Source organism: Streptomyces sp. NPDC102278 (assembly GCF_044766345.1).
Classification (GTDB): domain Bacteria; phylum Actinomycetota; class Actinomycetes; order Streptomycetales; family Streptomycetaceae; genus Streptomyces.
This window is the reverse complement of sequence record NZ_JBIWLV010000004.1, coordinates 350260-375964: the sequence shown is the minus strand read 5'-3', so window position 1 is coordinate 375964 and position 25705 is coordinate 350260. Positions and strand designations below refer to the sequence as shown.

The 25705-nt window shown below is 75.2% G+C and carries 14 protein-coding genes; 12 read left to right on the top strand and 2 right to left on the bottom strand.

The features are described from left to right. Positions 1 to 416: 416 nt before the first annotated feature. The 9 genes from ACIRO3_RS13930 to ACIRO3_RS13890 all read left to right on the top strand — a co-directional run bounded on the left by ACIRO3_RS13930 (position 417) and on the right by ACIRO3_RS13890 (position 20008). Positions 417 to 7760 (top strand): SDR family NAD(P)-dependent oxidoreductase, encoded by a 7344-nt coding sequence (locus ACIRO3_RS13930; RefSeq protein WP_404135993.1) that lies wholly within the window; start codon positions 417 to 419, stop codon positions 7758 to 7760. Next, positions 7753 to 12552 (top strand): beta-ketoacyl synthase N-terminal-like domain-containing protein, encoded by a 4800-nt coding sequence (locus tag ACIRO3_RS13925; RefSeq protein ID WP_404135990.1) that lies wholly within the window; start codon positions 7753 to 7755, stop codon positions 12550 to 12552. Before ACIRO3_RS13930 ends, ACIRO3_RS13925 begins: the two co-directional genes overlap by 8 nt. After that, positions 12542 to 12865, top strand: coding sequence for an acyl carrier protein (locus ACIRO3_RS13920; protein ID WP_404135987.1), 324 nt, complete (start codon positions 12542 to 12544; stop codon positions 12863 to 12865). Before ACIRO3_RS13925 ends, ACIRO3_RS13920 begins: the two co-directional genes overlap by 11 nt. 6 nt (positions 12866 to 12871) lie before the next feature. Next, the gene (locus ACIRO3_RS13915) at positions 12872 to 13696 is read left to right on the top strand and encodes an alpha/beta fold hydrolase (RefSeq protein ID WP_404135984.1); all 825 of its coding nucleotides are present in this window, start codon (positions 12872 to 12874) and stop codon (positions 13694 to 13696) included. After that, positions 13693 to 14859, top strand: a complete 1167-nt coding sequence (locus ACIRO3_RS13910) for a glycosyltransferase (protein ID WP_404135981.1) — start codon at positions 13693 to 13695, stop codon at positions 14857 to 14859. Before ACIRO3_RS13915 ends, ACIRO3_RS13910 begins: the two co-directional genes overlap by 4 nt. Continuing rightward, a complete protein-coding gene (locus tag ACIRO3_RS13905; protein ID WP_404135978.1) occupies positions 14856 to 16718 on the top strand; it encodes a methyltransferase domain-containing protein in 1863 nt (620 codons plus the stop codon). The genes ACIRO3_RS13910 and ACIRO3_RS13905 overlap by 4 nt, the downstream gene beginning before the upstream one ends. Continuing rightward, positions 16715 to 17668, top strand: coding sequence for a galactokinase (locus ACIRO3_RS13900; protein ID WP_404135975.1), 954 nt, complete (start codon positions 16715 to 16717; stop codon positions 17666 to 17668). Before ACIRO3_RS13905 ends, ACIRO3_RS13900 begins: the two co-directional genes overlap by 4 nt. A 47-nt stretch (positions 17669 to 17715) precedes the next feature. Then, positions 17716 to 18999 carry an alkaline phosphatase family protein gene (locus tag ACIRO3_RS13895; RefSeq protein ID WP_404135972.1) on the top strand — a complete coding sequence of 428 codons (1284 nt, stop codon included), beginning with the start codon at positions 17716 to 17718 and terminating at the stop codon, positions 18997 to 18999. Positions 19000 to 19084: 85 nt separating this feature from the next. Further along, positions 19085 to 20008: an SDR family oxidoreductase gene (locus tag ACIRO3_RS13890; RefSeq protein WP_404135969.1), complete on the top strand. Its 924-nt coding sequence runs from the start codon at positions 19085 to 19087 to the stop codon at positions 20006 to 20008. A 13-nt stretch (positions 20009 to 20021) separates the two neighbouring features. On the opposite strand, the gene ACIRO3_RS13885 is transcribed toward ACIRO3_RS13890, so the two are convergent. After that, complete coding sequence (locus ACIRO3_RS13885; protein WP_404135965.1) at positions 20022 to 20786, bottom strand: TetR/AcrR family transcriptional regulator; 765 nt, start codon at positions 20784 to 20786, stop codon at positions 20022 to 20024. A 52-nt stretch (positions 20787 to 20838) separates the two neighbouring features. Here ACIRO3_RS13885 and ACIRO3_RS13880 point away from each other — a divergent pair, with 52 nt between their 5' ends. Continuing rightward, entirely contained in the window at positions 20839 to 23178 is a 2340-nt protein-coding gene (locus ACIRO3_RS13880) for an ATP-binding cassette domain-containing protein (RefSeq protein ID WP_404135962.1), read from the top strand. A 57-nt stretch (positions 23179 to 23235) separates the two neighbouring features. Here the strand turns inward: ACIRO3_RS13880 and ACIRO3_RS13875 are convergent, their stop codons facing one another. Next, the gene (locus tag ACIRO3_RS13875; protein ID WP_404136330.1) at positions 23236 to 24327 is read right to left on the bottom strand and encodes an enoyl-CoA hydratase/isomerase family protein; all 1092 of its coding nucleotides are present in this window, start codon (positions 24325 to 24327) and stop codon (positions 23236 to 23238) included. Positions 24328 to 24440: 113 nt separating this feature from the next. On the opposite strand from ACIRO3_RS13875, the gene ACIRO3_RS13870 reads away from it, so the two are divergent. Beyond that, positions 24441 to 25112, top strand: coding sequence for an ATP-binding protein (locus tag ACIRO3_RS13870; protein ID WP_404135959.1), 672 nt, complete (start codon positions 24441 to 24443; stop codon positions 25110 to 25112). A 94-nt stretch (positions 25113 to 25206) separates the two neighbouring features. After that, the gene (locus ACIRO3_RS13865; RefSeq protein ID WP_404135956.1) at positions 25207 to 25659 is read left to right on the top strand and encodes a MarR family winged helix-turn-helix transcriptional regulator; all 453 of its coding nucleotides are present in this window, start codon (positions 25207 to 25209) and stop codon (positions 25657 to 25659) included. Positions 25660 to 25705: the final 46 nt, after the last annotated feature.

Sequence of the window (25705 nt, the reverse complement as noted above, 5' to 3'; positions counted from 1 at the left end):
CGGACACGGGGGGCGGGCCGGGCCCGGACGGTCGCGAACCGGCCGGCGGGTCCGGGAGGAGCGAGACAACCCACTCCGCATACCGGTTGACAGTGCACGGTCATCACCGCACGATGCATCGCGGCGCCGGGGATTTTGACCACTGCTCAAGCCCGTCCGAACCGATGACGGGTCACCCCGCCGCAGCACTCACCGCGCCGGCGGAGTCGTCGACCGGCGTGTTCTCCCGTCCTGCCCGCACGGCCCGCACCCCCACAGCACGGCCCGTACGGCCCACGCGTCGACCCGCACGGCACCGCCCCGCACGCCCCTCGCCCGCCCCACCGCGAGGAACCGGTGCGGCGCGCGCCGCGCCATGCGACACGGCACGGCACGGCTCGACACGACACGGCACCTCACCGGAAGAAGGAGCGCCCGTGACCCCCCACCCCGCGCAGCCCCCCGCCACCCGTGACCTGGTCGTCGCGGCCGGTCCCTTCGAGGAGCCGCACCCGCGGATCGTCACGGCCGCCGAGCGCGCCGGCTCCCTCGGGCTGCTCGACCTCGGCCGGGACCCCGCGCCCGCGCGGGCCGCCTTGACGGAACTCGGTCGGCGGCTCGACGGCCGGCCGTACGGGGTGCGGGTGCCGGTGGGCTGTCCGGTGGGGCCCGGGGAGCTTCCGGCCGCGGTGGACACGGTGGTGCTCGCCGACGTCGCGGAGCACACCGCGGAGCGCGTGGCGGCCTGGGCGGCGGCCCCCGGTTCCCCGCGGGTCTGGGCCGAGATCACCGGCCCCGGGGAGGCGCGGGCGGCGGTCGCGGCCGGGGTCGCGGCGATCGTGGCCAAGGGGCACGAGGCCGGCGGTCGGGTGGGCGCGAGCACCACCTTCGTCCTCCTCCAGCGGCTGCTGGCCGGGGCCGGGCCCGGGGTGCCCGTCATCGCGTGCGGGGGCATCGGCCCGCACACGGCTGCGGCCGCCGTCGCGGGCGGAGCCGCCGGCGTGCTGGTCGACGTACAACTGGCCCTGACCGTCGAGGGGGTGGCCGCGCTGCCCGCGGAGGTCGTGGCCGCGCTGCGGGCGATGGACGGTTCCGAGACCCGGCTCGTGGACGGGCACAGGGTGTTCGCACGGCCCGACCTGCCCGCGCCCGAGGGACCGGCCGCGCTCCTGCTCGGGGCCCGGGACCTGCGGACGCAGTTGTTGCCCGTCGGCCAGGACGGGGGCGTGGCGGAGCGGCTGGCCCGCCGGCACCGCACCACGGGCGGGGTGCTCGGGGCCATCCGGTCCGCCGTCGCCGGGCACATCGGGGCAGCCGCCCGGGCGAGACCCCTGCTCGGGCCCCGGGTGGTGGCGCAGGGCCCGATGACCCGGGTCAGCGACCAGGCGGCGTTCGCCGAGGCCGTGGCCGCCGCGGACGGGGTGCCCTACCTCGCGCTCGCCCTGACCCGGGGACCGCAGGCGCACCGGCTGCTGGCCGAGACCGCCGAACGGCTCGGGGACCGCCCGTGGGGCGTGGGGCTGCTCGGCTTCGCCCCGCCCGAGCTGCGTCGGGAACAACTCGCGGCCGTGGCACGGGTGCGTCCGCCGCACGCGATCATCGCCGGCGGTACCCCGGCGCAGGCGGCCCCGCTGGAGGCGGCCGGGACGGTGACGCACCTGCACGTCCCCTCGCCCGGGCTGTTGGAGCGGTATCTCGCCGAGGGGGCGCGGCGGTTCGTGTTCGAGGGGTCGGAATGCGGCGGGCACGTCGGGCCGCGCGCCTCGTTCCCGCTGTGGGAGGAGCAGATCGACCGGCTGCTGTCCTGCGCCGAACCGGCCGCACTGGACGTCCTGTTCGCGGGCGGCATCCACGACGAGCGGTCCGCCGCGATGGCGGTGACGGCCGCGGCGCCGCTCGTCGCCCGGGGCGCCCACGTCGGTGTACTGATGGGCACGGCCTACCTGTTCACTCGGGAGGCGGTGGCGGCGGGCGCGATCCTCCCGGGCTTCCAACGGACCGCGGTGGAGTGCGAGGAGACCGTCCTGTTGCACACCGCGCCGGGCCATGCCACCCGCTGCGCGGACACCCCGTACGCGGGAACGTTCGAAGAGACCAGACGGCTGCTCACCGAGAGCGGGACCGAACCGCGCGAGATGTGGGAGGAGTTGGAGCGGCTGAACCTGGGGCGGCTCCGGATCGCCGGCAAGGGACTGCGTCGGGGCGCGGCCGGCCTGGAACCGGTCGGCGAACCGGCGCAGTTGGCCGACGGGCTGTTCATGCTCGGTCAGGCCGCCACCCTGCGGTCCGACACCACGACGGTGGCCGAACTGCACGCCCAGGTCACCCGGGGGGCGACGGAGTTCCTGGACCGGCGGACCGCCGAGACGGCCGGCGCGGCCGGGGACCAGGCCGGCCCCGCGCCCGACCCGCTCGACGTCGCCATCGTCGGCATGGCCTGCGCCTACCCGGGGGCGCCGGGGCTCGACTCGTACTGGTCGCAGATCCTGGCCGGCCGGGACGCCGTCACCGAGGTCCCGGTCGAGCGCTGGGACCCCGGGCTCTACTACGACCCCGACCCGGCCCGGGCCGGGGAGCGCACCCCCTCCCGCTGGGGCGGCTTCCTGGCGCCGGTGCCCTTCGACGCCCTCGCCCACGGCATCCCGCCGACCTCGCTCGCCGGGATCGAACCCGTACAGCTCCTGGCCCTGGAGATCTCGGCGCGGGCGCTCGGGGACGCCGGGTACGGCCGGGGCAGGGAGTTCGACCGCTCGCGGACCTCGGTGGTCTTCGGTGCGGAGGCGGGCACCGAGCTGGCGGGCGCGTACGGGATGCGCGCGCTGTACCCGGCCTATCTGGGCGAACTGCCGCCCGCGTTGGACGAGCAGTTGCCCCGGCTGACGGAGGATTCCTTCCCGGGCATCCTCGCGAACGTGATCGCGGGCCGGGTCGCGAACCGTCTCGACCTCGGCGGCGCCAACTGCACCGTGGACGCCGCCTGCGCCTCCTCGCTGGCCGCACTGGACCTGGCCTGCCGGCAACTGCGCGACGGCGACAGCGACATGGTGGTGTGCGGCGGCGCCGACGTGCACAACGGCATCAACGACTACCTGATGTTCGCCTCGGTCCGCGCCCTGTCGCCCGGCGGTCGCTGCCGGCCCTTCGACGCGTCCGCCGACGGGATCGCGCTCGGCGAGGGCGTGGGCGCCCTGGTGTTGAAGCGGCTGGCGGACGCGGAGCGCGACGGCGACCGGGTGTACGCCGTGATCAAGGCGGTCGGCGCGTCGAGCGACGGCCGGTCGCTGGGACTGACCGCGCCCCGGCCGGAGGGGCAGCGAAGGGCCCTGGAACGGGCGTACGCCCGGGCCGGCGTCGCCCCCGCCGACGTGGGATTGATCGAGGCGCACGGGACCGGGACCGTGGTCGGCGACAGCACCGAACTGGCGGTGCTGAGCGAGCTGTTCACCGCCTCGGGGGCCGAGCCGGGATCCTGCGCCCTGGGGTCGGTCAAATCGCAGATCGGTCACACCAAGTGCGCGGCCGGACTGGCCGGTCTGATCAAGGCCGCGTGGGCCGTGCACACGGGCATCCGCCCCCCGACCGCGCACCTGAGCACCCCGAACGCGGCCTGGCGGGCCGAGGACGGCCCGTTCGTCTTCGACACCGAGGCCCGGCCGTGGCCGGTGCCGGTGGAGCGGCGGATCGCGGGCGTCAGCGCGTTCGGCTTCGGGGGCACCAACTACCACGCGGTGTTGGCCGGTTACGGCGGTGCGCAGGAGCCGGCGCACGGGCTGGAGGAGTGGCCGGCGGAGCTGTTCTGCTTCCGGGGCGAGGACCGGCGGGCCGCGGGGCGGGCCATGGCGCGGCTCGCCGCCCGGCTGGAGGAGAACGACGCCGCCGGCCGGCCGTGGGCCCTGCGGGACCTGGCTGCGGAGGCCTCGGCGTCCGGCACCGGTCCGGTGCGGGTGGCCGTGGTCGCCTCCGACGCGGACGAGCTGGCGCTCCGGCTGGAGCAGGCACGCGGCTTCACCCCGGGCGCGGGTGTCCACGTACGGGATGAGTCGGCCGACCCGGGCGGGGTGGCGTTCCTCTTCCCCGGGCAGGGCAGCCAACGCGTGGGCATGCTCGGGGACCTGTTCATGGCGTTCCCGGCCCTGCGCGGGCTCCTGGACGAGGCACCGGGCGCGGTGGCGTCCGCCATGTTCCCGCCGTCGGCGTTCACCGCGCCGGCGCGGGCCGCCCAACGAGCGGCCGTCACCGACACCCGGGTGGCCCAACCCGCCCTCGGGCTGGCCGGCGCGGCGGCGCACCTGCTGCTCGGCCGGCTCGGTGTGCGACCGGACTGTGTCGCCGGGCACTCGTACGGGGAACTGACCGCGCTGTGGGCGGCGGGCGCGTACGACACGGCGAGCCTGTCGCGGCTGAGCGCACGCCGGGCCGAGGCGATCCTGGTGGCGGCCGGGACGGATCCGGGTGCCATGGCGGCGGTGTCGGCCGCGCCCGAGGAGGTCCGGGACCTCGCGGCGCGGGCCGGGTGCGTGGTCGCGAACCACAACGCGCCCCGGCAGTGCGTGATCTCGGGCCGGACGGGAGCCGTGGCCGAGGCGGTGGACGCGCTCCGGGCGGCCGGCCACTCGGCCGAACTCCTGCCGGTGGCCTGCGCGTTCCACAGCGACGTGGTCGCGGGGGCCGAGTCGGCGCTCGCCGCCGAGCTGGCGGCGACGGCGGTGACGGGGCCGACGGTCCCCGTGTGGTCGAACACCACGGCCGCCCCGTACCCGGCCGACGCCGACGGCGTACGCGCCCTCCTGGCGGGCCAGGTGGCGCGGCCGGTCCGCTTCGTGGACGAGGTCGAGGCCATGTACGCGGCCGGCGTCCGGACGTTCGTGGAAGCGGGCCCGGGCCGGGTGCTGTCCGGGTTGACGGCCCGGATCCTGCGCGGCCGCCCGCACACGGTGGTGCCGTTGGACGTGCCCGGCGAGCACGGTCTGGTCCGACTGGTCACCGCCCTGGCCGAGCTGGCCGCGGCCGGGGTGCCGATCGCCCCCGATGCGCTGTTCCGCGGCAGGACCGCCCCGCTCCCGGACCGGGCCCCGCGGCGTCCGGGCTGGCTGGTGGACGGGCACCTGGTCCGTACCTCGGCCGGCGCCCCGATCCCGGGCGGCCTGCGCCCCGCCCACCGCATCCCCCGACCGGAGGCACCGATGAGCCCGCAGAGCGCCGCCGACCAGGACGGCTCCCCCCGCTCCCCCCGCCCCGCCGAGACCCCGGCGCCCGTGACGAGGCCCGGCGCCGCGGCCGGGAACGGCTCCGGACCGATCACGGCCCCCGGTCCCCGCGACGAGGCCGTGTTGGAGTACCTCCGGGGCTCGCGACTGCTGATCGAGGCCCAACGCGAGGTCCTGCTGGGCTACCTGGGCCGAACCGACCCCGGCGCGAGCGCCCCGGCCGAACCGACGCCGGGCGCCCCCGCCTGGGCGGACCCGGGCGCGGCGTGGGTCGACCCCGGCGCGGCGTGGACCGACGGATCGGCGTGGCTCGGGGCCGGGCCCGACGGCCGCGCGCCGGGGCCCGGGGGCCCGGGCCGTTCCCCCGACCCGTGGCGGTCGGCGCCGGTCAACGGCCGGGAGCCCGCGCACGCGGCCACGGCGCGCGGGATGACGATGCCCGGCGGCGGCGAGGCGCCGGCGCACCCCGACCCCTGGCGGGCCGCGGACCCCGCCCCCCTCGACGGGCCTGCGAACGGGAACCCGAACGAGCCTGCGAACGGGCCGGTGGACGCATCGCTCGCCCCGGCGAACGCCGCCGCCGCGCCGCTGACCGCCGGCGAGGTGATGGACGTGGTCCTGGACATCGTGCACACCCGGACCGGCTATCCCCTGGACATGCTCGACCCCGGGCTGGACCTGGAGGCCGACCTGTCCATCGACTCCATCAAGCGGGTCGAGATCATCGGCGCCCTGGCCGACCGGATCGGCCTCCCCCAAGACCCGGGCGGCTCCGCCGAGTCGGCCGTCGAGGAACTCTCCCGCCTCAAGACCCTGCGCGGCGTCGTCGACTGGGTCGTGTCCCACACCGCGGCCGCCGGCGGCGGGTCCGACGCCGCGACCGCAGGCAACGCCGCCCACCGCACCTTGCCCCACGGCACCTCGGCCCACGACGCCCCGGTCGCCGGTTCGACGTCGACCGGCGCCGCGTCCGACGGCCTCGTGACCCGCCCCGCGAGTCGCCCCGTCGGGGCGCGACCGCGTCGGATGCGTGTGGACCTCGTACCCGTCGCCCCGCCCGGCGGGGATCCGGCCGCACTGCGCGGGCTGCGCATCGGGATCGTCGAGGACGGGCAGGGGGTGGCGCTCGCGCTGAGCGGGGAGCTGGAGTCCCGCGGGGTCGAGGTGCGGCTGCTGTCCGGGCCCGAGGCCGGCCACGACGGGCTCGTCGACCTGTCCGCGCTCCGGGCCGGTCAGGGCGCCGGGCAGGAGCCCGTCCTGCCCGCCGCCTTCGCCGGGCTCAAGCGGGCCCTCGTCGGTGGTGTCGGTCGGCTGCTCCTCGCCGCCACCCCCGACTCGGGGCTGCACGGCTTCGCCCGCAGCGCCGCCCTGGAGTTCCCCGGCGCCCTGATCCGGGCGGTCGGGGTGCATCCGAAGGAGGATCCGGCCCGGGTCGCCGCGCAGCTCGTCGCCGAGTTGAGCGACACCACCGGGACCGGGGACCGGCATCACGGCACCGGCACCGATGACCACGGCGGCGGCGGCGCAGGCCCGGGCGCCGACTCCGCGGTCCCCCTCCGCTCCGTCGTCTACACCGCCGAAGGAGTGCGCGTCACCGCCCGGCCGGTACCGGCCGACCTCACCCCCTCCGGGTCGGCGCCGCCCCTCGACCGCGACTCCGTCGTCCTGCTCACCGGGGGCGCCCGCGGGATCACCGCCCGGATCGCGTTCGCCCTCGCCCGCGCCACCGGCTGCCACGTCGAACTCGTCGGACGCACCCCCGAGCCGACGGCCGCCGAGGATGATCGGTACGGGCAGGCCACGGACCGGGTGGCGCTGCGCGCCGCGCTCGTGACGGCGGGGCTGCGCACCCCGGCCGAGATCGAGGCCGCCGCCTCCCGGATCCTCGCCGAACGCGAGGTGCGGGCCACGTTGACGGCTCTCGCCGGCGTCGCCGCCTCCGTCCGCTACCACCGCGCCGACGTCACCGACGAGCGGGCCGTACGGGCCGTCGTGGCGGCCGTCCGGGCCCGGCACGGCCGGCTCGACGGCATCGTGCACGGCGCCGGCACCCTGCGGGACGGACTGCTGCGGGACAAGCGGCCGGAGGCCTTCGCCGAGGTGTTCACCACCAAGGTGGCCGGCGCCCGGCACCTCGCAGCGGCCGCCGCCGACCACGGCGACACGCCCGCCCCCGCCTTCCTTGCCCTGTTCGGCAGCGTGTCCGGGGTGTACGGCAACCGCGGTCAGAGCGACTACGCCGCCGCCAACGACGCCCTCGACGGTCTCGCCCACACCTGGGCCGGCCGCTTCCCGGGCCGGGTGCTGTCCCTGGACTGGGGCCCCTGGGCCGCCGAGGCGGGCGGCATGGTCACCCCCGAGTTGGAGCGCGCGTACGGGCGCCGCGGCATCGCGGTGATCGCCCCCGAGGCGGGCAGCGCCGCCTTCCTCGCCGAACTCGCGGACGGCCACGACGTACAGGTCGTCCTGACGGCGGCGCACGACGAGGGGCACGGCCGGACCGAGGAGGGCCCGGGTAGCAGAACCGCGACCGGTGACGGAACCGACTCCGGGGCCGGAGACGGCCGTGGCTGACGGCCCGCGGCGCGGTCCGCGACCGACCGACGCGGCCATCGTCGGGATGGGCGCGGTCTTCCCGGGGGCCCCGGACCTGCCCGCCTACCGCCGCAACCTGCTAGCCGGGACGGATTCCATCGGCGAGGTCCCGCCCGGCCGTTGGGATCCCGAGGTGTACTACGACCCCGCCGGGGCCACCGGGCCGGCGCGCGGGGACCGCTTCTACTGCCGGCGGGGCGGTTTCATCGACGGGGCGACCGGCTTCGACCCGACCCGTTTCGGCATCATGCCGTCGGCGGTCGAGGGAGCCGAGCCGGACCAGCTCCTGGCGCTGCACGTCACGGCCGAGGCGATCGCCGACGCGGGCGGCGAGAACCGGTTGCCGGCCGACCGGTCGCGGATCGGGGTGGTGTTGGGGCGCGGCGGGTTCATGGGGGTGGCCACCGCGCGTCTGGATCAACGGGTGCGTACCGCCCACCAGTTGGCCCAGACCTTACGCGAGGTGGCGCCCGAACTCGGGGAACGACGCATCGCGGAGGTGCGCTCCGCCTTCCAGGACGCGCTGGGCCCGGATCGGCCCGACGCCTCGATCGGGCTCGTACCGAGCTTCACCGCCGCCCGGACGGCCAATCGGTTGGACTTCCGGGGCCCCGCCTACACCCTGGACGCGGCCTGCGCCTCCTCGCTCCTGGCGGTGGACCAGGCAGTCGGACTGTTGGCGGGCGGGCGCTGCGACGCGGTGGTCGCCGGGGCGGTCCACCACTGTCACATCGCCACGTTGTGGAGCGTGTTCACCCAGTTGCGGGCGCTGAGTCCGACCGAGCGGATCCGTCCGTTCGACCGGCGGGCCGACGGGACGCTGCTCTCGGAGGGCACCGGGGTGGTGCTGCTGAAGCGGCTCGCGGACGCGGAGCGGGACGGGGACCGGATCTACGCCGTGATCCGGGGCACCGGGGTCGGCGGGGACGGGCGGGCGGCGAGCCTGATGAGCCCGCTCGTCACCGGGCAGGTACGGGCGCTCGAACGGGCGTGGCGGGAGGCCGGCCTGGATCCCCGCTCGCCCGGGGCGCTGGGGCTGTTGGAGGCGCACGGTACGGGTACGCCGATCGGGGACGCGGCTGAACTGGCCACGTTGGCCCGGGTGTTCGGTACGCCGGACGAAGGATCGGGGTCGGGACGGATCGGCTTCGGGTCGGTCAAGTCGATGGTGGGACACACCATGCAGGCGTCGGGCATCGCCGGGTTGATCAAGGCGGCGCTGGCGGTGCACGAGGGGGTGTTGCCACCCACGCTGCACCTGGAGGAACCACACGCGGACCTGGCCCGGACGCGGATGCGGCCGGTGACGGTGGCCGAGCCGTGGGAGCGGGGCCCCGAGCCCCGGCGGGCCGGCGTCAACGCGTTCGGGTTCGGTGGGATCAACGCGCACGTGGTGCTGGAGGAGGCTCCGGGTGCCTCCGCGCGCCCCACCGGCGGCACACCGAGACCCGCCCCGCCGGTGCGCCGCTTCCTGCCGACGGGCCCGCCCGCCGCGGGCCCCGACCCGGCGACGGAGCCGGGTGCGACGGGGCCGGGTGCGCGGGACGACGTGCTCCTGCTCGCCGGGGACAGTACGGCCGACGTGGCCGAACTCCTCGCCGCCGGAACGCCCTCGGGTCCGTCGGGGGCCTCGTACGGCGACGGCCCCTGCCGGCTCGCGGTGGTCGGACCCACCCCACAGCGGCTCGCGCTGGCCGCGAAGGTCCTGGCGCGCGGGCGGACCTGGCACGGCCGGGGGGACGTGTGGTTCACACCCGAACCCCTGGGCGGCCGGGTCGCGTTCCTCTACCCGGGCCTGGAACCGGAGTTCGCGCCGGTCGCCGACGACGTCGCGGACCTGCTCGGGCTGGACCGCCCGCGCCTCGGACGGGGCGGGGAGTTGATGGAACGGGCGCTGGACGCCATCGAGGCGGGCCGGTTCTTCGGCCGCGCCTTCGGTGAACTGGGCATCGAGGCGGACGTGTCGGCCGGTCACAGCCTGGGCGAGTGGGCCGCGATGGTGGCGGGCGGGATGTATCCGCAGGAGGCCGTCGACACCTTCCTCGCCTCGCTGCGGCCGGGCTCGCTGAAGGTACCGGACCTCGTGTACGCGGCGCTGGGCTGCGGGGCGCGGCGGGCCGAGGCGGCGCTGCACGCCGAGGACGGGGTGGTGGTCAGCCACGACAACTGCCCGCACCAGTCCGTGGTGTGCGGGGATCCCGCCGGGGTCGCCCGGGTCGTGGCGCGGCTGCGGGCCGAGGGGGTGTTGGGCCAGGAGCTCCCGTTCCGCTCGGGGTTCCACACGCCGATGTGGGAGCCGTACCTGGGTCAGGTCCGGGCGGCGTTCGACCGGCTTTCGCCCCGGCCGGCCGCGGCGGGGCGGGTCTGGTCGGCGACGACGGTGTCCCCGTTCCCGACGTCGGCCGAGGAGGTGCGCGAGCTGGTGGTGCGCCACCTCCTGGAACCGGTGCGGTTCCGCGAGTTGACGCTGCGGATGTACGAGGAGGCGGGGGTGCGGCACTTCGTGACGCTGGGCCCGGGAAGCCTGCCCGGGTTCGTCGAGGACACCTTGCGGGACCGGCCGCACCTGTCGGTGGCCGCGTCCTCGCCCCGGCTGTCGGGCGTTGCCGCGCTGCGGCGGGCGTGCGCGGCGCTGTGGACGCAGGGGCAGGCGCCGAAGTGGGACCGGCTGTCGCGGGACACCCCGCCCGACCCGATCGGGACGCCGGCCCCGAACCCGACGCCCACGCCCCCCGTGCCCCCCGCCCCGACCACGCCGACGGCCCCGGCCGCGGTGACGGGCCCAGCCGCGGTGGCGGGCCCGGCCGCGGTGGCGGGCCCAGCCGCGGTGACGGGCCCAGCCGCGGTGACGGGCCCAGCCGCGGTGGCGGGCCCGGCCATGGAGGTGGGCCCAGCCGCGGTGGCGGGCCCGGCCATGGAGGTGGGCCCAGTCACGGTGGCGGGCCCGGCCGCGGCGGGCCGACCGGCGGTGTCCCGCGCGATGCCGCTGGACCTGGGCTCCCCGCTGGTCCGCCTCTCCCCCGCCGCCCTGGCCCGGCTGCGCGCCCCCGATCCGGCCGTGGCCGAGCTTCCCACGGGGAGCGCGGCCCGGGCCCCGTACCTCGCCGGCGCCGAAGACGCCGGCGCGGGACGCGGCGCGGGGCTCGTTGCCGGCGCGGGACGCGGTGTCGGCGCGGAAGGCGGTGCCGGTGACGGCGCGGGGCTCGTTGCCGGCGCGGAAGGCGGGGCCGGTGACGGCGCGGGGCGGGCCGTCCTGCGGCTCGGTCTCGACACGCTGCCCTACGTACGCGATCACCGGGTCTACCTCCAGCCGGCCGGCTGGCCGGAGGAGTCCGACTGGTTCCCCGTCGTACCCATGACCACCATGCTGGAGCTGGCCTCCCAGGCGGCCCTGGCCCACGTCGACCACGGCCGGGGCCGTGTCGAGGTCGTCGGGTACGAGGACGTCCGCGCCCTGCGCTGGCTCCCCGTCGAGCCCGCCCACGAGATCGAGGTCCGGGTCCGCGCCGACGGCCCCGGGCGCGTCCGCGTAGGCCTGGGCGAGTACGCCACCGTCGTCGTCCTGCTCGGTCGGGGCTTCGACCCGGCGCCGGCGCCGGACCCCGCGCCGCTGCGCGAGCCGGACCCCGCACCCGTCAGCGCGGACGCGCTCTACCGCGACCGGTGGATGTTCCACGGCCCCCGTTTCGCCGGGGTGCACGAGGTCCGGACCGTGGCCGCCGACGGCATCCGGGGCGTGCTGCGCGCCCTCCCCGACCCCGGGGCCCTGCTCGACGCCGCCGGGCAGTTGTTCGGGCACTGGATGCAGCTGCGACTGCCGGTGGACCGGCTGGTGTTCCCCGCCACCGTCGACCGCGTCCGTTTCCACGGGCCGCCGCCCCCGCCGCACGCCCTGGTGGCGGCCACCGCCCGGATCCGGGAGGTGCGCGGGACCACCGTGCGGGGCGATCTCGAACTGTGTCGTCCCGACGGCCGGGTCTGGGCGCGGATCGACGGCTGGACGTACCGGCGCTTCGGCGCCGACGAGCGCGTGTGGCCGATGAAGTTCACCCCGGAGGTCTGCGGGATCGGTGAGCCGCAGCCCGCCGGATGGTGCCTGGCCCGCCGCCGGTGGACGGACCCCGCGTCGCAGGAGTTGGTGATGCGGCGCTACCTGGGGGCCGCCGAGCGGGCCGTGTACGAGGGTCGGTCCCCGCGGGTGCGGGCCGCCTGGCTGCTCGGTCGGATCGCGGCCAAGGACGCGCTGCGGAACCTGCTGTGGGACGGCGGCGCCGGCGCGGTGTTCCCGGTGGAGGTGCCGGTCGGCAACGATCCGTCGGGGCGTCCGGTGCCCGAAGGGTCCCTGGTCGCGGGCGTGCACCTCTCGATCGCCCACAAGGACCGGCTGGCGGTCGCCCTGGCCCACCGCACCCGGCCCGTCGGGGTGGACGTCGAGACGGTGACCACCGATCCCGACGCCCTGCTGCGGATCGCCCTGGGGCCGGGCGAACGGGCCCTGGCAGAACGGCTGGCAGCCGTCGACGGGACCACGCTGCCGGGCGCGCTCACCACGCTCTGGTGCGCCAAGGAGGCCGCCGCGAAGGCGGAGGGCACCGGTCTCGCCGGCCGCCCCCGCGACTGGCGGGTGACGGGCGACCCCGGATCCGGGGTCCTGCGCGTGCTGTCCCCCGCACGCGTCGCCCACACGGTCCGCTTCGACACGATCCCCGCGAGTCACCCCACCCCCCTCGATCACCTCGTCGCCTGGACGGAGCCCCACCATGACCACTGACATCCTCGCCGAGATCACCGACATGCTCGTGGAGATCGTCGGCGACGAGTTCCTCGTCGCCCAGGAGGTCACGATGCGCACCACCTTCAACGAGGATCTCGCCCTGGAGAGCATCGAGTTCGTCGCGCTCGCCGAGTCGCTGCACCACCGCTACGGCGCCGAGGTCGACCTGATGGGCTTCCTCGCGGAGAAGGACATGGACGGCATCCTCGCCATGTCGGTGGGCGAGATCGTCGAGCACATAGCCCGGGTGACGCACGGTTCCCTGACCCGGACGGCCGGCTACCCCGCCTCCGCGACCACGGCCGGCTGAGCCGCCGTGTCCTTCGTCCGCGCCAACGGCCTGCGCTTCCACGTCCAGCGGCTCCCGGCCGACGCCGGGGCCGATTCCGGCCGCCGGCCCGTGGTGGTCTTCCTCCACGGTCTCGTCGTCGACAACCTGTCCTCCTTCTACTGCCCCCTGGCCGTCCCGGTGGCCCGGTCCGGGTTCGAGACCGTGCTGTACGACCTGCGCGGACACGGCCGCTCGGAGCGGCCGGCCGCCGGCTACGACGGCGACACCGCCGTACGCGATCTCGTGGCCCTGCTCTGCGCGCTGGGCCTGGGGAACCGCCCGGTTCACCTCGTCGGCAACAGTTACGGCGCGACCCTCGCCGTGCACGCGGCGCTGGCCCGCCCCGACCTGGTCGTCGGGCTGACCCTGCTCGAACCGCCGCTCGGCGGGGCCTGGGTGGAGAACATGGTGGACACCCTGTCCGCCGCCGCGTTGAGCCTGGAGGACAGCCCGGTGCCGGCCGAGCTACTGACCCTGCGGCTGCGCAAGGCCGCGAACCTCACCGCGATCGCCGACGACCTGCTCAACCGGACCAGCCTGATCGACGACATCGCCGCCAGTCGCGTCTTCACCCCGGCCGACTACACCCGGTTGAGCTGCCCGACCCTGACGCTCTGCGGGGAACACTCCGAACTGCTTCCGGGTGGACGCGCGTTGGCCCGCCATGCCGCGCGGGCCACGCTGACGGTCCTGCCGGGTCTGGGCCACGACGTGCTCAAGGAGAGCAGCGGTGTCCTGCGGGAGGCCGTGCTCGCCCACCTCGAAACGACGGCCGCGTCACGGGCGCGGACAGGAGCTCTGATCCCATGAGGGTGCTGTTCACGGTTCCGCCGCTCGCGGGGCACGTCAATCCGACCGTGGCCGTCGGGGCGGAACTCGCCTCGCGGGGGCACGAGGTCGCCTGGACCGGGCCGCCCGGGGAACTGGCCCGGCTGCTCCCCGCGCACGCCCGGATCCTGCCCGCCGGGGAGCGCGTCGCGGGCGGCTACGCGGGGCTGCACGAGCGGTGGCGGGACCTGCGCGGCGTGGCCGCGCTGCGCTTCCTGTGGGAGGAGGCGCTGATACCGCTGGCCCGGGCGATGGAGCCGGGGGTGCGCGCCGCGGCCGCGGATTTCGCCCCGGACGTGCTGGTCGCCGATCAACAGGCCCTGGCGGGACCGCTCGTGGCCCGCCGGCTCGGCATCCCCTGGGTGACGTCGGCCAGCACCTCCGCCGAACTGACCCGGCCCTTCGCCGGATTCCCGAAGGTCGGCGAGTGGGTGGCGCAGCGGATCGGCGCACTGTTGACCGAGTTCGGTGCGGACGACGGCGGCTGGGATCCGCGGTTCTCCGAACGCCTGGTGTGGGTGTTCTCCACGCCCGAGTTGGTGGGTACGGGCGCCGAGGTTCCGCCGCACCACGCCTATGTGGGTCCGGCCTTCGGGGCCCGGCCGACGGCGCCCGATTTCCCCTGGCGGCGGCTGGACCCGGCGCGCCGGCGGGTCCTGGTCTCGTTGGGCACCCTCAACCAGGAGGCCGGGGCCCGGTTCTACCGCGCGGTGCTGGGGGCCGCCGAACGCCTTCGCGACGACGTCCAGTTCGTGGTGTCCGCCCCCGCGTCCGCGGTCGGGGAGGGGGCTCCGGCGAACGTGCTGGTGCAGGACGGCGTTCCGCAACTGGAGTTGCTGCCGCACCTGGACGCGGTGGTCAGCCACGGCGGCCACAACACCGTCTGCGAGGCCCTGGCGTTCGGGCTGCCGCTGGTGGTCGCGCCCATCCGGGACGACCAGCCGATCGTGGCCCGTCAGGTCGTCGAGGCGGGGGCCGGCGTCCGGGTCCGCTTCGGTCGGACGGGGCCCGAGGAACTGCGCGACGCGCTCACGGCCGTGCTGGACGATCCCGGCCCCCGTCGGGCCGCCCGCCGCATCCAGGCCTCCTTCGCCGCGGCCGGCGGGGCCGCCGCCGCGGCCGACCGGTTGGAGAAGCTGTCATGACGCCACCCCCCTCGCGCCGGATCCGGTGGACCTCCGCCGCCGTCCTGGTCGCGCTCGGCGCGGGCACGGTCCGCTCCCATCGCAGGCTGCGGGCGATCCCGGTGCTGCCCACGATCCCACCGGCCGGGTCGGCCGGGGTGCCGCGCGCCGCCGGCTGGCGGCTGCTGACGGCGCGCGGTGTCGAGGCCGATCCGGCGACGTTCCTGGCGGCCTGCGCGCACGCCGAACGGGAGGGCCTGCGGGTGCTCGACCTGCTGCCCGGCGATCTCTCCGTCGAGCGCGCCCTCGGGCTGTTGCGGTTGGTCGATCCGGCCCGCTACCGGGCCGATCGGCTGGGCGAGGGGCGCGGCGCCGGGTTCGCCGTGCTGGTCGCGCAGGAGGTGCTGACCCGGGCGGGGGTGGAGGCGGGCGACGCGCCCCGGGAGCCGGCGGAACTCCTGGCGTTGATCCGCCGCGTGAAGGAGTACGCGCCCGCCGCGGCGGGACTGGCCGTCGCCCCGGCGCTCCGCGCGGGCCGCCGGTCGGAGCCGACCGGCGCGGTCCGGGCCGCCGAGTTGCGGGCGCAGGGCCTGCCGCCGGGTACGGTCGTCGCCGCGCAGCTCGCCGGGCTGGCCCTGCTCGCGGCCGTCGCCGCACGCCAGGGCCGGTGGGGCGCCGCCGCGGCGGGGCTGTACTGGCTCCAGCCGTACCTGGTCCTCGGGGGGCCGGGCGCGCCGCTGCGTCCCGCCGACCTCGCCGCCGCCGGCGCCGCCCGGCCGGCGCGCGCGCTCGGCGCGGCCCTGCGGACGACCGCCGACCTCGTCCGGACGTCCTCCGCGGCGCCCGACACGGACCGGGCGGTCGGCTACCGGGCCGAACTGGCCGCCGGTACCGATCGGTTCCTGGAGCCGCGCCGGACGGACTGTCCGTGGTGCGGCTCCCGGCGGCTCGCCGTGCGGGTGCGGGTGCCGGACCTCCTCCAGGGCAAACCGGGCCGCTTCACCCTGGAGGGGTGCGAGGACTGCGGGCACGTCTTCCAGAACCCCCGACTGACGCTGGAGGGGCTGGAGTTCTACTACCGGGACTTCTACGACGGCCGCGGCGGTGAGAGCGCGGGGACCGTCTTCGGGCAGCTCGGCGACTCGTACCGCAAGCGCGCCGCGATGCTCGAACCGTACGGCGAGCCGACGTCCTGGTTGGACGTGGGCACCGGGCACGGACACTTCTGCAACGCGGCGCGGGCCGTGTGGCCGCACACCCGCTTCGACGGGCTGGACATGGGCGAGGGGGTCCGGGACGCGGAGCGGCGCGGCTGGGTGGACTGCGGATTCCAGGGCCAGTTCCCGGAGTTCGCCGAGAAGTTGGCCGGCCAGTACGAGGTGGTGAGCATGTACCACTACCTGGAGCACACCCGGGATCCGCTCGCGGAACTGGACACGGCCGCCGCCGTGCTGGCGCCCGGCGGGTTCCTCGCGATCGAGCTCCCCGATCCGCGGTCGCGGATGGCCCGCCTCCTGGGGCCGGCCTGGCTGCCCTGGTTCCAGCCCCAGCACCAGCACCTGATCCCGGCGGGGAACCTGCGGGAGGCGCTGACCGCCCGCGGCTTCACGGTCCTCGCCGAGGAACACGGTCCGGCCCACCAGGGCAACGACTTCGTGGGTGCGGTCGCCCTGACCACGACCCGGCTGGCCCCCGATCCGGACCGCCCGTGGGCGCCCCCGGCCGGGCCCGGCCGGCGGGCCCTGGCGCGCGCCGTCCGGGCGGCCGCGCTCCCGTGTCTCGCAGGCGCGGTGGTGCTCGACGCGATCCGCACGGTCGCCGCCCGCCGCACGGACGGCGGCAACGCGTACCGGATGCTGGCCCGCAAGGACGAACGGTGACCGCGGGCCGGGTGGGCACCGTCGGGCCGGACCTGGCCCGCCGGGCCACCGCCGATCCCCTGTTCCGGCTGGTGGCGTACGCGCTGGAGGCGGCGCACGGCCGGGCCCCGGCCGCCGTCTGGAGCGCCCCGTACGCCTTCCACCTGGGCCGCGGCGCGTGGCCGGCGGGCTGCGCGGGGGGCCCGCACCCCGGCCCCGGGTCGGTCGCGGGCGCCGGCTGGCCGGTCGCGGCGGCCGCCGCGCCGCGGGACGACGGGCTGGTTCGGCTCAGCTCGCTCGGGCACCCGGCCGACGGGTGCGATCTGCCGCTCACGCTGTCGGGGCCGGCGCCCGCCGCGCCCGCCTGGGCGGTCCGTCCGTACGCGGTGTTGCGCGCGCTGGCCCGCGCCGGATACGGGCGTGGCGGGAGCGACCTGCACGTCCAGGGCTCGCTGACGGCGGCCTCCGGGCTGGACACGTCGGAGCCGGCGGACTGCGCGGTCGCGCTCGCGGTGGCCGACGTGCACACGCCGCGGGACGTGGACCCGGACCGGGTGGAGCTGGCCGCACTGCTGGCCCGGGCGCTGCCGGACGGGGACCCGGACCTGCGCCGGGCGGCCCTGTTCACCCGCCCCGGCCACGCCCTGCTGCCGGGGGGCGCCGGCGCTCCCCGGTACGCGGCCTTCGACCCGGCGGCCTCGGGCGCCCGACTGGTGCTCCTGGTCGTCCGAGGCGATCCGGCGCGCTGGGCGACGGAATCGGCCCGGGCCGTGGACCGCGCCCGCGAGGCCGGGGCGCTGTGGGCCTGGCCGCCCGGGAGGGTTCCGGGGCGGAGCGTGCTGATGCTGCTGCCGGAGGAACGCAACGCCGCCGTCCGGGCCGCCGTGGCACGGGAGTTCCGCGATCGGGGGCGCCCGGCGCCCCGGTTCCTGAACATCGCCGTGGCCGGAGCGGCCCGGCGCGAGGAGTGAACACCGGCATGCCGCCGGCGTCCCGGCCCATCGAGGAGGAAACGTCCATGCCCATCACCGCGAGACAACGGACCCGAAGGTCCGCGCCGATCGCCGCACTCGGAGCGTTCGTACTGCTCGCCGCCTTCACCGTCGCCCACTCGCAGGCGGCGGAGAACGGTTCGGCGACCGCACCCACGCCTTCCCCGGCGTCCGTCGGCGCCGCCGCGCTGCCGAGCTACGACCACGTGGTGGTCGTCGTGTACGAGAACAAGCAGTACGGGGAGGTCATCGGCAGCGCGAACGCCCCGTACATCAACCAGCTGGCGCGCGAGGGCGCGAGCCTGACCGGCATGAAGGCGCTGACGCACCCCAGCCAGCCGAACTACTTCAACCTCTTCTCCGGCGCCACCCAGGGCATCACGGGGGACGGCTGCTACACCCCGCAGTCGATGACGGCCCTCAACCTGGGCCAGGAGGTGCTCGCGGCGGGCAAGACCTTCGCCACGTACAACGAGGACCTGCCCGACCAGGGGTCCACGGCCTGCACGAGCGGGCAGTACGCGCAGAAGCACAACCCGTGGTTCGCCTTCAAGAACGTCCCGCTCGACAGCGGGAAGACCTGGGCACAGTTCCCGCAGGGCGATTTCGCGGCGCTGCCGAACCTGTCCTTCGTCGTGCCGAACCAGTGCAACGACATGCACTCCTGCCCGGTGGCCACGGGAGACACCTGGACCAGGAACAACCTGGACGCGTACGCGCGATGGGCGAAGGCCAACAACAGTCTGCTGGTGCTGACCTGGGACGAGGACAACTACCTCGGCTCGAACCGGATCGCGACCGTCTTCCACGGCGCGAACGTGAAGGCCGGCGCGTACGCGACCGCGTACAACCACCATCACCTGCTGCGGACCCTGGAGGACCTCCTCGGGACGACGACGCACGCCGGCAACGCGGCCGGCGTCGCGCCCGTCACGGAGGTGTTCGGCGGTTCCACCGAACCGACGCCCACCCCGACGCCGACATCGACGCCCACCCCCACCCCGACCCCGACGCCCACCCCCACGCCCACGCCCACGCCGACGTCGGGTGAGCTGCGGATCGCCGACCCCGGCCCCCAGACCTGCAGGTTCAACCAGACCTGCACCATCCGACTCACCGCCACCGGAGGCAAACCCCCCATCCGCTACACCGCCACCGGACTCCCCCGGGGACTCACCCTCGACCCCACCACCGGCCGACTCACCGGAAAGCCCTGGGCCACCGGAACCCACCCCGTCACCGCCACCGCCACCGACTCCACCGGCACCACCGCCCACACCACCTTCACCCTCACCCTCGACTGGTTCTGATCCCCGCCCCGAGGTGATGCCCGGGCCCGTCGCCGCGCCCGTGGATCGGCGGGCCCCGCGCGACGCGGCGTCGTAGGCTCGGGACATGGCGGACACAGAGCAGACCCTCCGGGGCAAGGTCGCCCTGGTGGCGGGTGGGACACGGGGCGCGGGCCGGGGCATCGCCGTCCAACTGGGCGCCCGGGGCGCGACCGTGTACGTGTCGGGGCGCAGCACCACCGGCAAGCGGTCGGAGTACGACCGGCCGGAGACGATCGAGGAGACGGCCGCGCTCGTGACGGCGGCCGGCGGTCACGGGATCGCCGTGGTGGCGGACCACCTGGTGTCCGAGGAGGTCGCGGCGCTGGTCCGGCGGATCGACTCCGAGCAGGGCCGGCTGGACGTCCTGGTCAACGACATCTGGGGTGGCGAGCTGCTCTTCGAGTGGGAGAGCACGGTCTGGGAGCACGACCTCGACAAGGGGCTGCGGCTGATGCGCCTCGCGGTGGAGACCCACGCCATCACGAGCCACCACGCACTGCCGCTGCTGCTGCGCGGTCCGGGCGGGCTGGTGGTGGACATGACGGACGGGACGGCCGAGTACAACGCGAGCCGCTACCGGGTGTCGTTCTTCTACGACATCGCGAAGTCGGCCGTGCTGCGCATGGCGTTCGCCCTCGGCCACGAGCTGGGGCCGCGCGGCGCGACGGCGGTGGCGCTGACCCCGGGCTGGCTGCGGTCGGAGATGATGCTGGAGCACTTCGGCGTGAGCGAGGCGAACTGGCGGGACGCGCTGGAGAAGGTCCCGCACTTCGGGATCTCCGAGACCCCCGCCTACGTCGGCCGCGCGGTCGCGGCGCTGGCCGCCGACCCGGAGGTGTCGCGCTGGAACGGGCAGTCCCTCTCCAGCGGGCAACTGGCCCGGGTCTACGGTTTCACGGACCTGGACGGAAGCCGGCCCGACGCCTGGCGGTACATGGTCGAGGTCCAGGACCCCGACCGCCCGGCGGACACCACCGGCTACCGCTGAGCGGCGCGCCCCGTCACTGCGGGCCCCGCCGCTCCTCCACCCGTCGGGCGAGCCCGTCGAGCACGCAGCGCAGCCCGAAGTCCCACACCGTCTCGGGCCGGTACCCGCCGACGGCGCTGCCGACGCGTCCGGCGAGGGGATAGCGCTCGGCGTCCATGGCGCGCTCCAGCAGCGGGGCACTGACGGCCCACCACTCGTCGTCGCTCTGCCGGTCGTTGTGGGCCCGCGCGTCGGCGGCGGCCAGGGCGTTGGCGTGGACGAAGCCGAGCAGGTGGGTGAGGGCGGCGTCCATCTCGACGTCGGTCAGGCCGATGCCGTCGAAGGCCCCCAGTTCGTGCTCGTACTTGCCGATCACGCCGGGGCCCAGGGGGGGTCGGGTGACCGCGAGGTCGGCGATCCACGGGTGGCGCAGGAGCAGGTCCCGGTTGTCGTCGGCGACCCGGGCGACGCGGACCCGCCAGGGCTCGTCGGCCCGCGTGTCGCGGCGCGTCATGCGCCGGTACGCCTCGTCGAGCATCAGGTCGAGCAGCTCCGCCTTGCCCGGTACGTACGTGTACAGGGTCATCGGGGTCACCCCCAGCCGGCCGGCGAGGGCCCGCATGGTCAGGGCTGTCAGGCCCGCCTCGTCGGCGAGCGCGAGCGCGGCCTCGACGACCGCGTCCGCCGTGAGCCCCTGGCGGGGGCCTCGGCGTCCGCTCGGAGCCCCTTGTCCGGGCTCCCTCCACAGCAGTTCCAGGGTGCGGACGGGATCGCCCGCACCGCTCCGGTCCTTCGTCATGCCCGGCTCCTTCCAGCCCGCGCCACAATCTCTCTACGCCGTACAGAATACTATGTACAATGTACGGCAGAGCCACCGAGACGCAAGGAGTTCCGTGCAGATCGCCAGTTCCGCCACATCCCCCTCCCAGCCCATCGCGGCCGCCGACGCCCACCAGGTCATCCAGGTCCGGGGCGCCCGGGAGAACAACCTCGCGGACGTCTCCCTCGACATCCCCAAGCGTCGCCTCACCGTCTTCACCGGAGTCTCCGGCTCCGGCAAGTCCTCGCTGGTCTTCGGTACCATCGCCGCCGAGTCCCAGCGCATGATCAACGAGACGTACACCGCTTTCATCCAGTCGTTCATGCCGAGCCTGGGCCGTCCCGACGTGGACGGACTGCACAACCTGAGCGCGGCCATCGTGGTCGACCAGGAGCGGATGGGAGCCAACTCCCGCTCCACCGTGGGCACCGCCACCGACGCCTACACGATGCTGCGGATCGTCTTCTCCCGGCTGGGCGTCCCACACATAGGCACGTCCACCGCCTTCAGCTTCAACACCCCCGACGGCATGTGCGCCCGCTGCGAGGGCATCGGCCAGGTCTCCGACATCGCCGTCGATCAACTCGTCGACCGCGAACTCTCCCTCAACGAGGGCGCGATCACCGTCCCCGGCTTCGCCGTGGACTCCTGGTACTGGCAGATCATGGCGAACTCCGGCCTCTACTCCCCCGACACCAAGCTCAAGGACTTCACCGAGCGGGAATGGGCCGACTTCCTGCACGCGCCCTCGACGAAGGTGAAGGTCGGCTCCAACAACTTCACCCACGAGGGCCTGATCACCAAGATCCAGCGCACCTACCTCGCCAAGGACCGCGAGGCCATGCAGCCCCACATCCGGGCCTTCGTGGACCGGGCCGTGGTCTTCGCCGACTGCCCCGACTGCGCGGGCACCCGACTCTCCGCCGCCGCGCTGTCCTCGCGGATCGACGGGGCGAACATCGCGGACTGCTCGGCCATGCAGATCAGCGACCTGGCCACGTTCGTCCGGCGGATCGAGGATCCGGCCGTCGCCCCGATGATCGCCACCCTGCGGGACCTGCTGGACTCCCTCGTCGAGATCGGTCTCGGCTACCTGAGCCTGGACCGGCCCTCCGGCACCCTGTCCGGCGGCGAGGCCCAGCGCGTCAAGATGGTCCGCCACCTCGGGTCCTCGCTGACGGACATCACGTACGTCTTCGACGAGCCGACCACCGGGCTGCACCCGCACGACATCCGGCGCATGAACGACCTGCTCCTGAGGCTGCGCGACAAGGGCAACACCGTCCTGGTCGTGGAACACAAGCCGGAGGTCATCGCGATCGCCGACCACGTGGTGGACCTCGGCCCGGGGGCGGGCACCGCCGGCGGGCGGCTCTGCTACAGCGGGGACGTGGCCGGACTGCGCGCCTCCGACACGCTCACCGGTCGGCACCTCGAACACCGGGCCGCCCTGCGCGAGCCCGTGCGCGCCCCGCGCGGCCACCTGTCCGTCAAGGACGCCGACCTGCACAACCTCAAGGACGTCAGCGTGGACATCCCCCTCGGGGTGCTGACGGTGGTGACCGGCGTCGCGGGCTCCGGCAAGAGCTCCCTGATCCACGGCTACCTCTCCGGCCGGGACGGGGTGGTGGTCGCCGACCAGTCCCCGATCCGGGGTTCGCGCCGGTCCAACCCGGCCACGTACACGGGCCTGCTCAACCCGATCCGCACCGCCTTCGCCAAGGCCAACGGGGTCAAGGCGTCCCTGTTCAGCGCCAATTCGGAGGGCGCCTGCCCGAAGTGCAACGGTCTCGGCCTGGTCTACACCGACCTGGCGATGATGGCCGGCGTGGCCTCGGTCTGCGAGCAGTGCGAGGGCAGGCGCTTCACGCCCGAGGTGCTCACGTACCTACTGCGCGGCAAGAACATCAGCGAGGTGCTCGACATGCCGGTGGCGCAGGCGCACGCGTTCTTCACCACCGGCCAGGCCCGGGCGATCCTGGGCCGGCTCGCGGACGTGGGCTTGGGCTACCTCAGGCTCGGGCAGCCGCTGAACACCCTGTCGGGAGGCGAGCGCCAGCGGCTCAAGCTCGCCATCAACATGGCGGAGAAGTCCTCGACGTACATCCTGGACGAGCCGACGACCGGCCTGCACATGGCCGACGTCGACAAGCTCCTCGCGCTGCTGGACCGCCTCGTGGACGACGGCAACTCGGTCATCGTCATCGAGCACCACCAGGCGGTGATGGCCCACGCGGACTGGCTGATCGACATCGGCCCGGGCGGCGGCCACGCGGGCGGCAGTGTGATCTTCGAGGGCACCCCGGCCCAACTGGTCTCCGAAGCAGATACGTTGACGGCCCGTCACCTGCGGGAGTACGTCGGCTCCTGACGGCGGGGAGGGGTGTCGGGCCGCCGCGCGCGGGATGGGGGCGGCGGCCCGACGCACTCAGCCGCTGACGCTCTCGTCCCGCACCTCCGGGAAGATCAGTTCGTGGTCCGCTCCGAGGGGGGCGAAGAAGCGGGCCACGTCCTCCTCGGTGACCTCTTCGAGGGTGGCGGGCGACCAACGGGGCCTGCGGTCCTTGTCGATCACCTGGGCCCGGACGCCCTCCACCAGGTCGGGCAACGCCAAGGCGTTGCAGGAGACCCGGTACTCCTGCTCCAGCACCCATTCGAGGGGCCCGAGTTCGCGGGCCCGGCGCACGGCGCTCAGGGTGACCTTGAGGGCGGTGGGCGACTTCGCCAGGATGGTCTCGGCGGCGGCCTTGGCCTCGGGTTCGTTGGCCGCGAGGAGCCATTCGACGATCTCCTCGACGGTGTCGGCCGCGTAGCAGCGGTCGATCCACCGGCGGTGCTCGGCCAGTTCCGCGTGTCCGGGCGTGCCGACGTGGTGCGGAAGCACCTCGTGGACCGGGGCGAGGAGGAGTTCGGCGGTCAACTCCGGCAGCCGCCCGGCCGGTACGAAGTGACCCGCGAGCCCGCACAGCAGCGCGTCGGCGGCCCCCACCGGTGCGCCCGTCAGGGCCAGGTGGATGCCCAGCTCCCCGGGGGCACGCCCCAGCAGATACGTTCCGCCCACGTCCGGGACGAAGCCGATGCCGGTCTCGGGCATGGCGACGCGCGAGCGTTCGGTGACGATGCGGACGTTGCCGTGGGCGGAGATCCCCACGCCGCCGCCCATCACGATGCCGTCCATGAGGGCGACGTACGGCTTGGGGTAACGGGCGATGAGGGCGTTCAACCGGTACTCGTCCCGCCAGAAGTCCGCCGAGGCGGTCCCGCCCGCCTTGGCGTCGTCGTGGATGGCCCGGATGTCACCGCCCGCGCACAGCCCGCGATCACCGGCGCCGCGCAGCAGGACCTGGGTCACGCCGGGATCGCGCGCCCAGTCCGTCAGTGCCTCGGTGATCCGCAGCACCATGGGATGGGTGAGCGCGTTGAGGGCCCTGGGCCGGTTGAGGGTGATCACCCCCGTGTGGCCGTCGATCTCGATCAGGACCGTGTCGTCTGTGGCGTCTTCGCTCTTCACAGCCGCCAGTATGGAGCGTGGTCCGCCCTGCGGAAGATCATCCCGGGGGTGTCGACACCCCCGGGCGGCCTCTTCGGGGCACCCGCCCCCGCCGACCGCGGCACGGTCGTCATACTTCCGTGATGGACGGTTCGAGCGGTTCCTGGCGCAACACCACGCACGACTGGGCGGAATCCGTCGACCGGGAGCACCTCGCCCTCATCCGCCGGGACCCGGCCGGCTTCGCTCCCGGCGGTGTCCGGCACCTGCTCCTGGAAGTCCTCGCCTACGCCGCCGACGAGGCGGAATCCAAAGGTGCGGGTCGCTGTACGGTGACGCTCCGCCCCGACGGGTCGGTGTCCGTCGCGGACGACGGGCGGGGCACCGACACCCGCTTCGACGAGCACGGCCGGCCGGTGAGAAAGCCGATCATGGCGACGAAGGACCTGCGGTTCTTCGACCACCCCGAAGCCGAGTCGCTGCCCGACGGGCACCCCCGCCGGGGCGTGTCGGTCGTCGCGGCGCTGAGCGAGTGGCTCGTCCACACCAACCGCCGTGCGGGCGGGGCCTGGAGCCAACGTTACGAGCACGGCGTGCCGGCGACCGGGCTGACGCCGATCGCGGACGACGGCACCACGGGCACGCTGGTCCACTTCCGTCCCGCCGAACCGGCGCCCACGCCCGCCACGACCGCCACGACCGCCACGCCCGCCACGACCGGCTCCGCGCGCGATCTGGTCGTCGAGCACCTCGCCGGCCTCGTCGCGGCCTGGCCCCTCCTGTCCGTCGGGTTCGACGACCGTCGCGCCGACTGACCACGCGGCCGGCGGGCGGGCGAGCGGCGGGCCGAGGCACGGAAAGCAGTAAGGTCACCTTGCAAGTTTGACTGTATGTCCCTAGCGTGGCGACATGTCCCCCGAACCCCCCGCGGTTCCCCGAGGCCCCCGGCCCCGCGACACCGCGGAGGAACTGCAACTCGCGCTCGGCATGCTGGTGCGGCAGACGCGGGCCGCCGCCGGTGGCGGGGTCAGCCTGTCGCAGATGTCCGTGCTCAAGCGACTCGACCGGCTGGGGCCCTGCACTGCCTCCGAGCTGGCTCGGGCCGAGAAGATCCGACCCCAGTCCGTCATCGCCACCGTGAACTCCCTCCAGGCCGACGGCCTCGTCGTCCGCACCCCACACCCCACCGACGGGCGCAGGCTGCCGATCTCGCTCACCCCCGAGGGCCGGGCCCTCGTACGGGAGCGCCGCGAAGCGGGCCACGGCCGGCTCGCCGAGCTGATCACCGAGCGACTGAGCGATGCCGAGCAGCGGATGTTGGCCGATGTCGTACCCCTGCTGCGGCGCCTCGCCGAGGACTGAGCACTCGAGGGCTGAAAACCAGAGGACCGAACGCCCGCCGACCGAG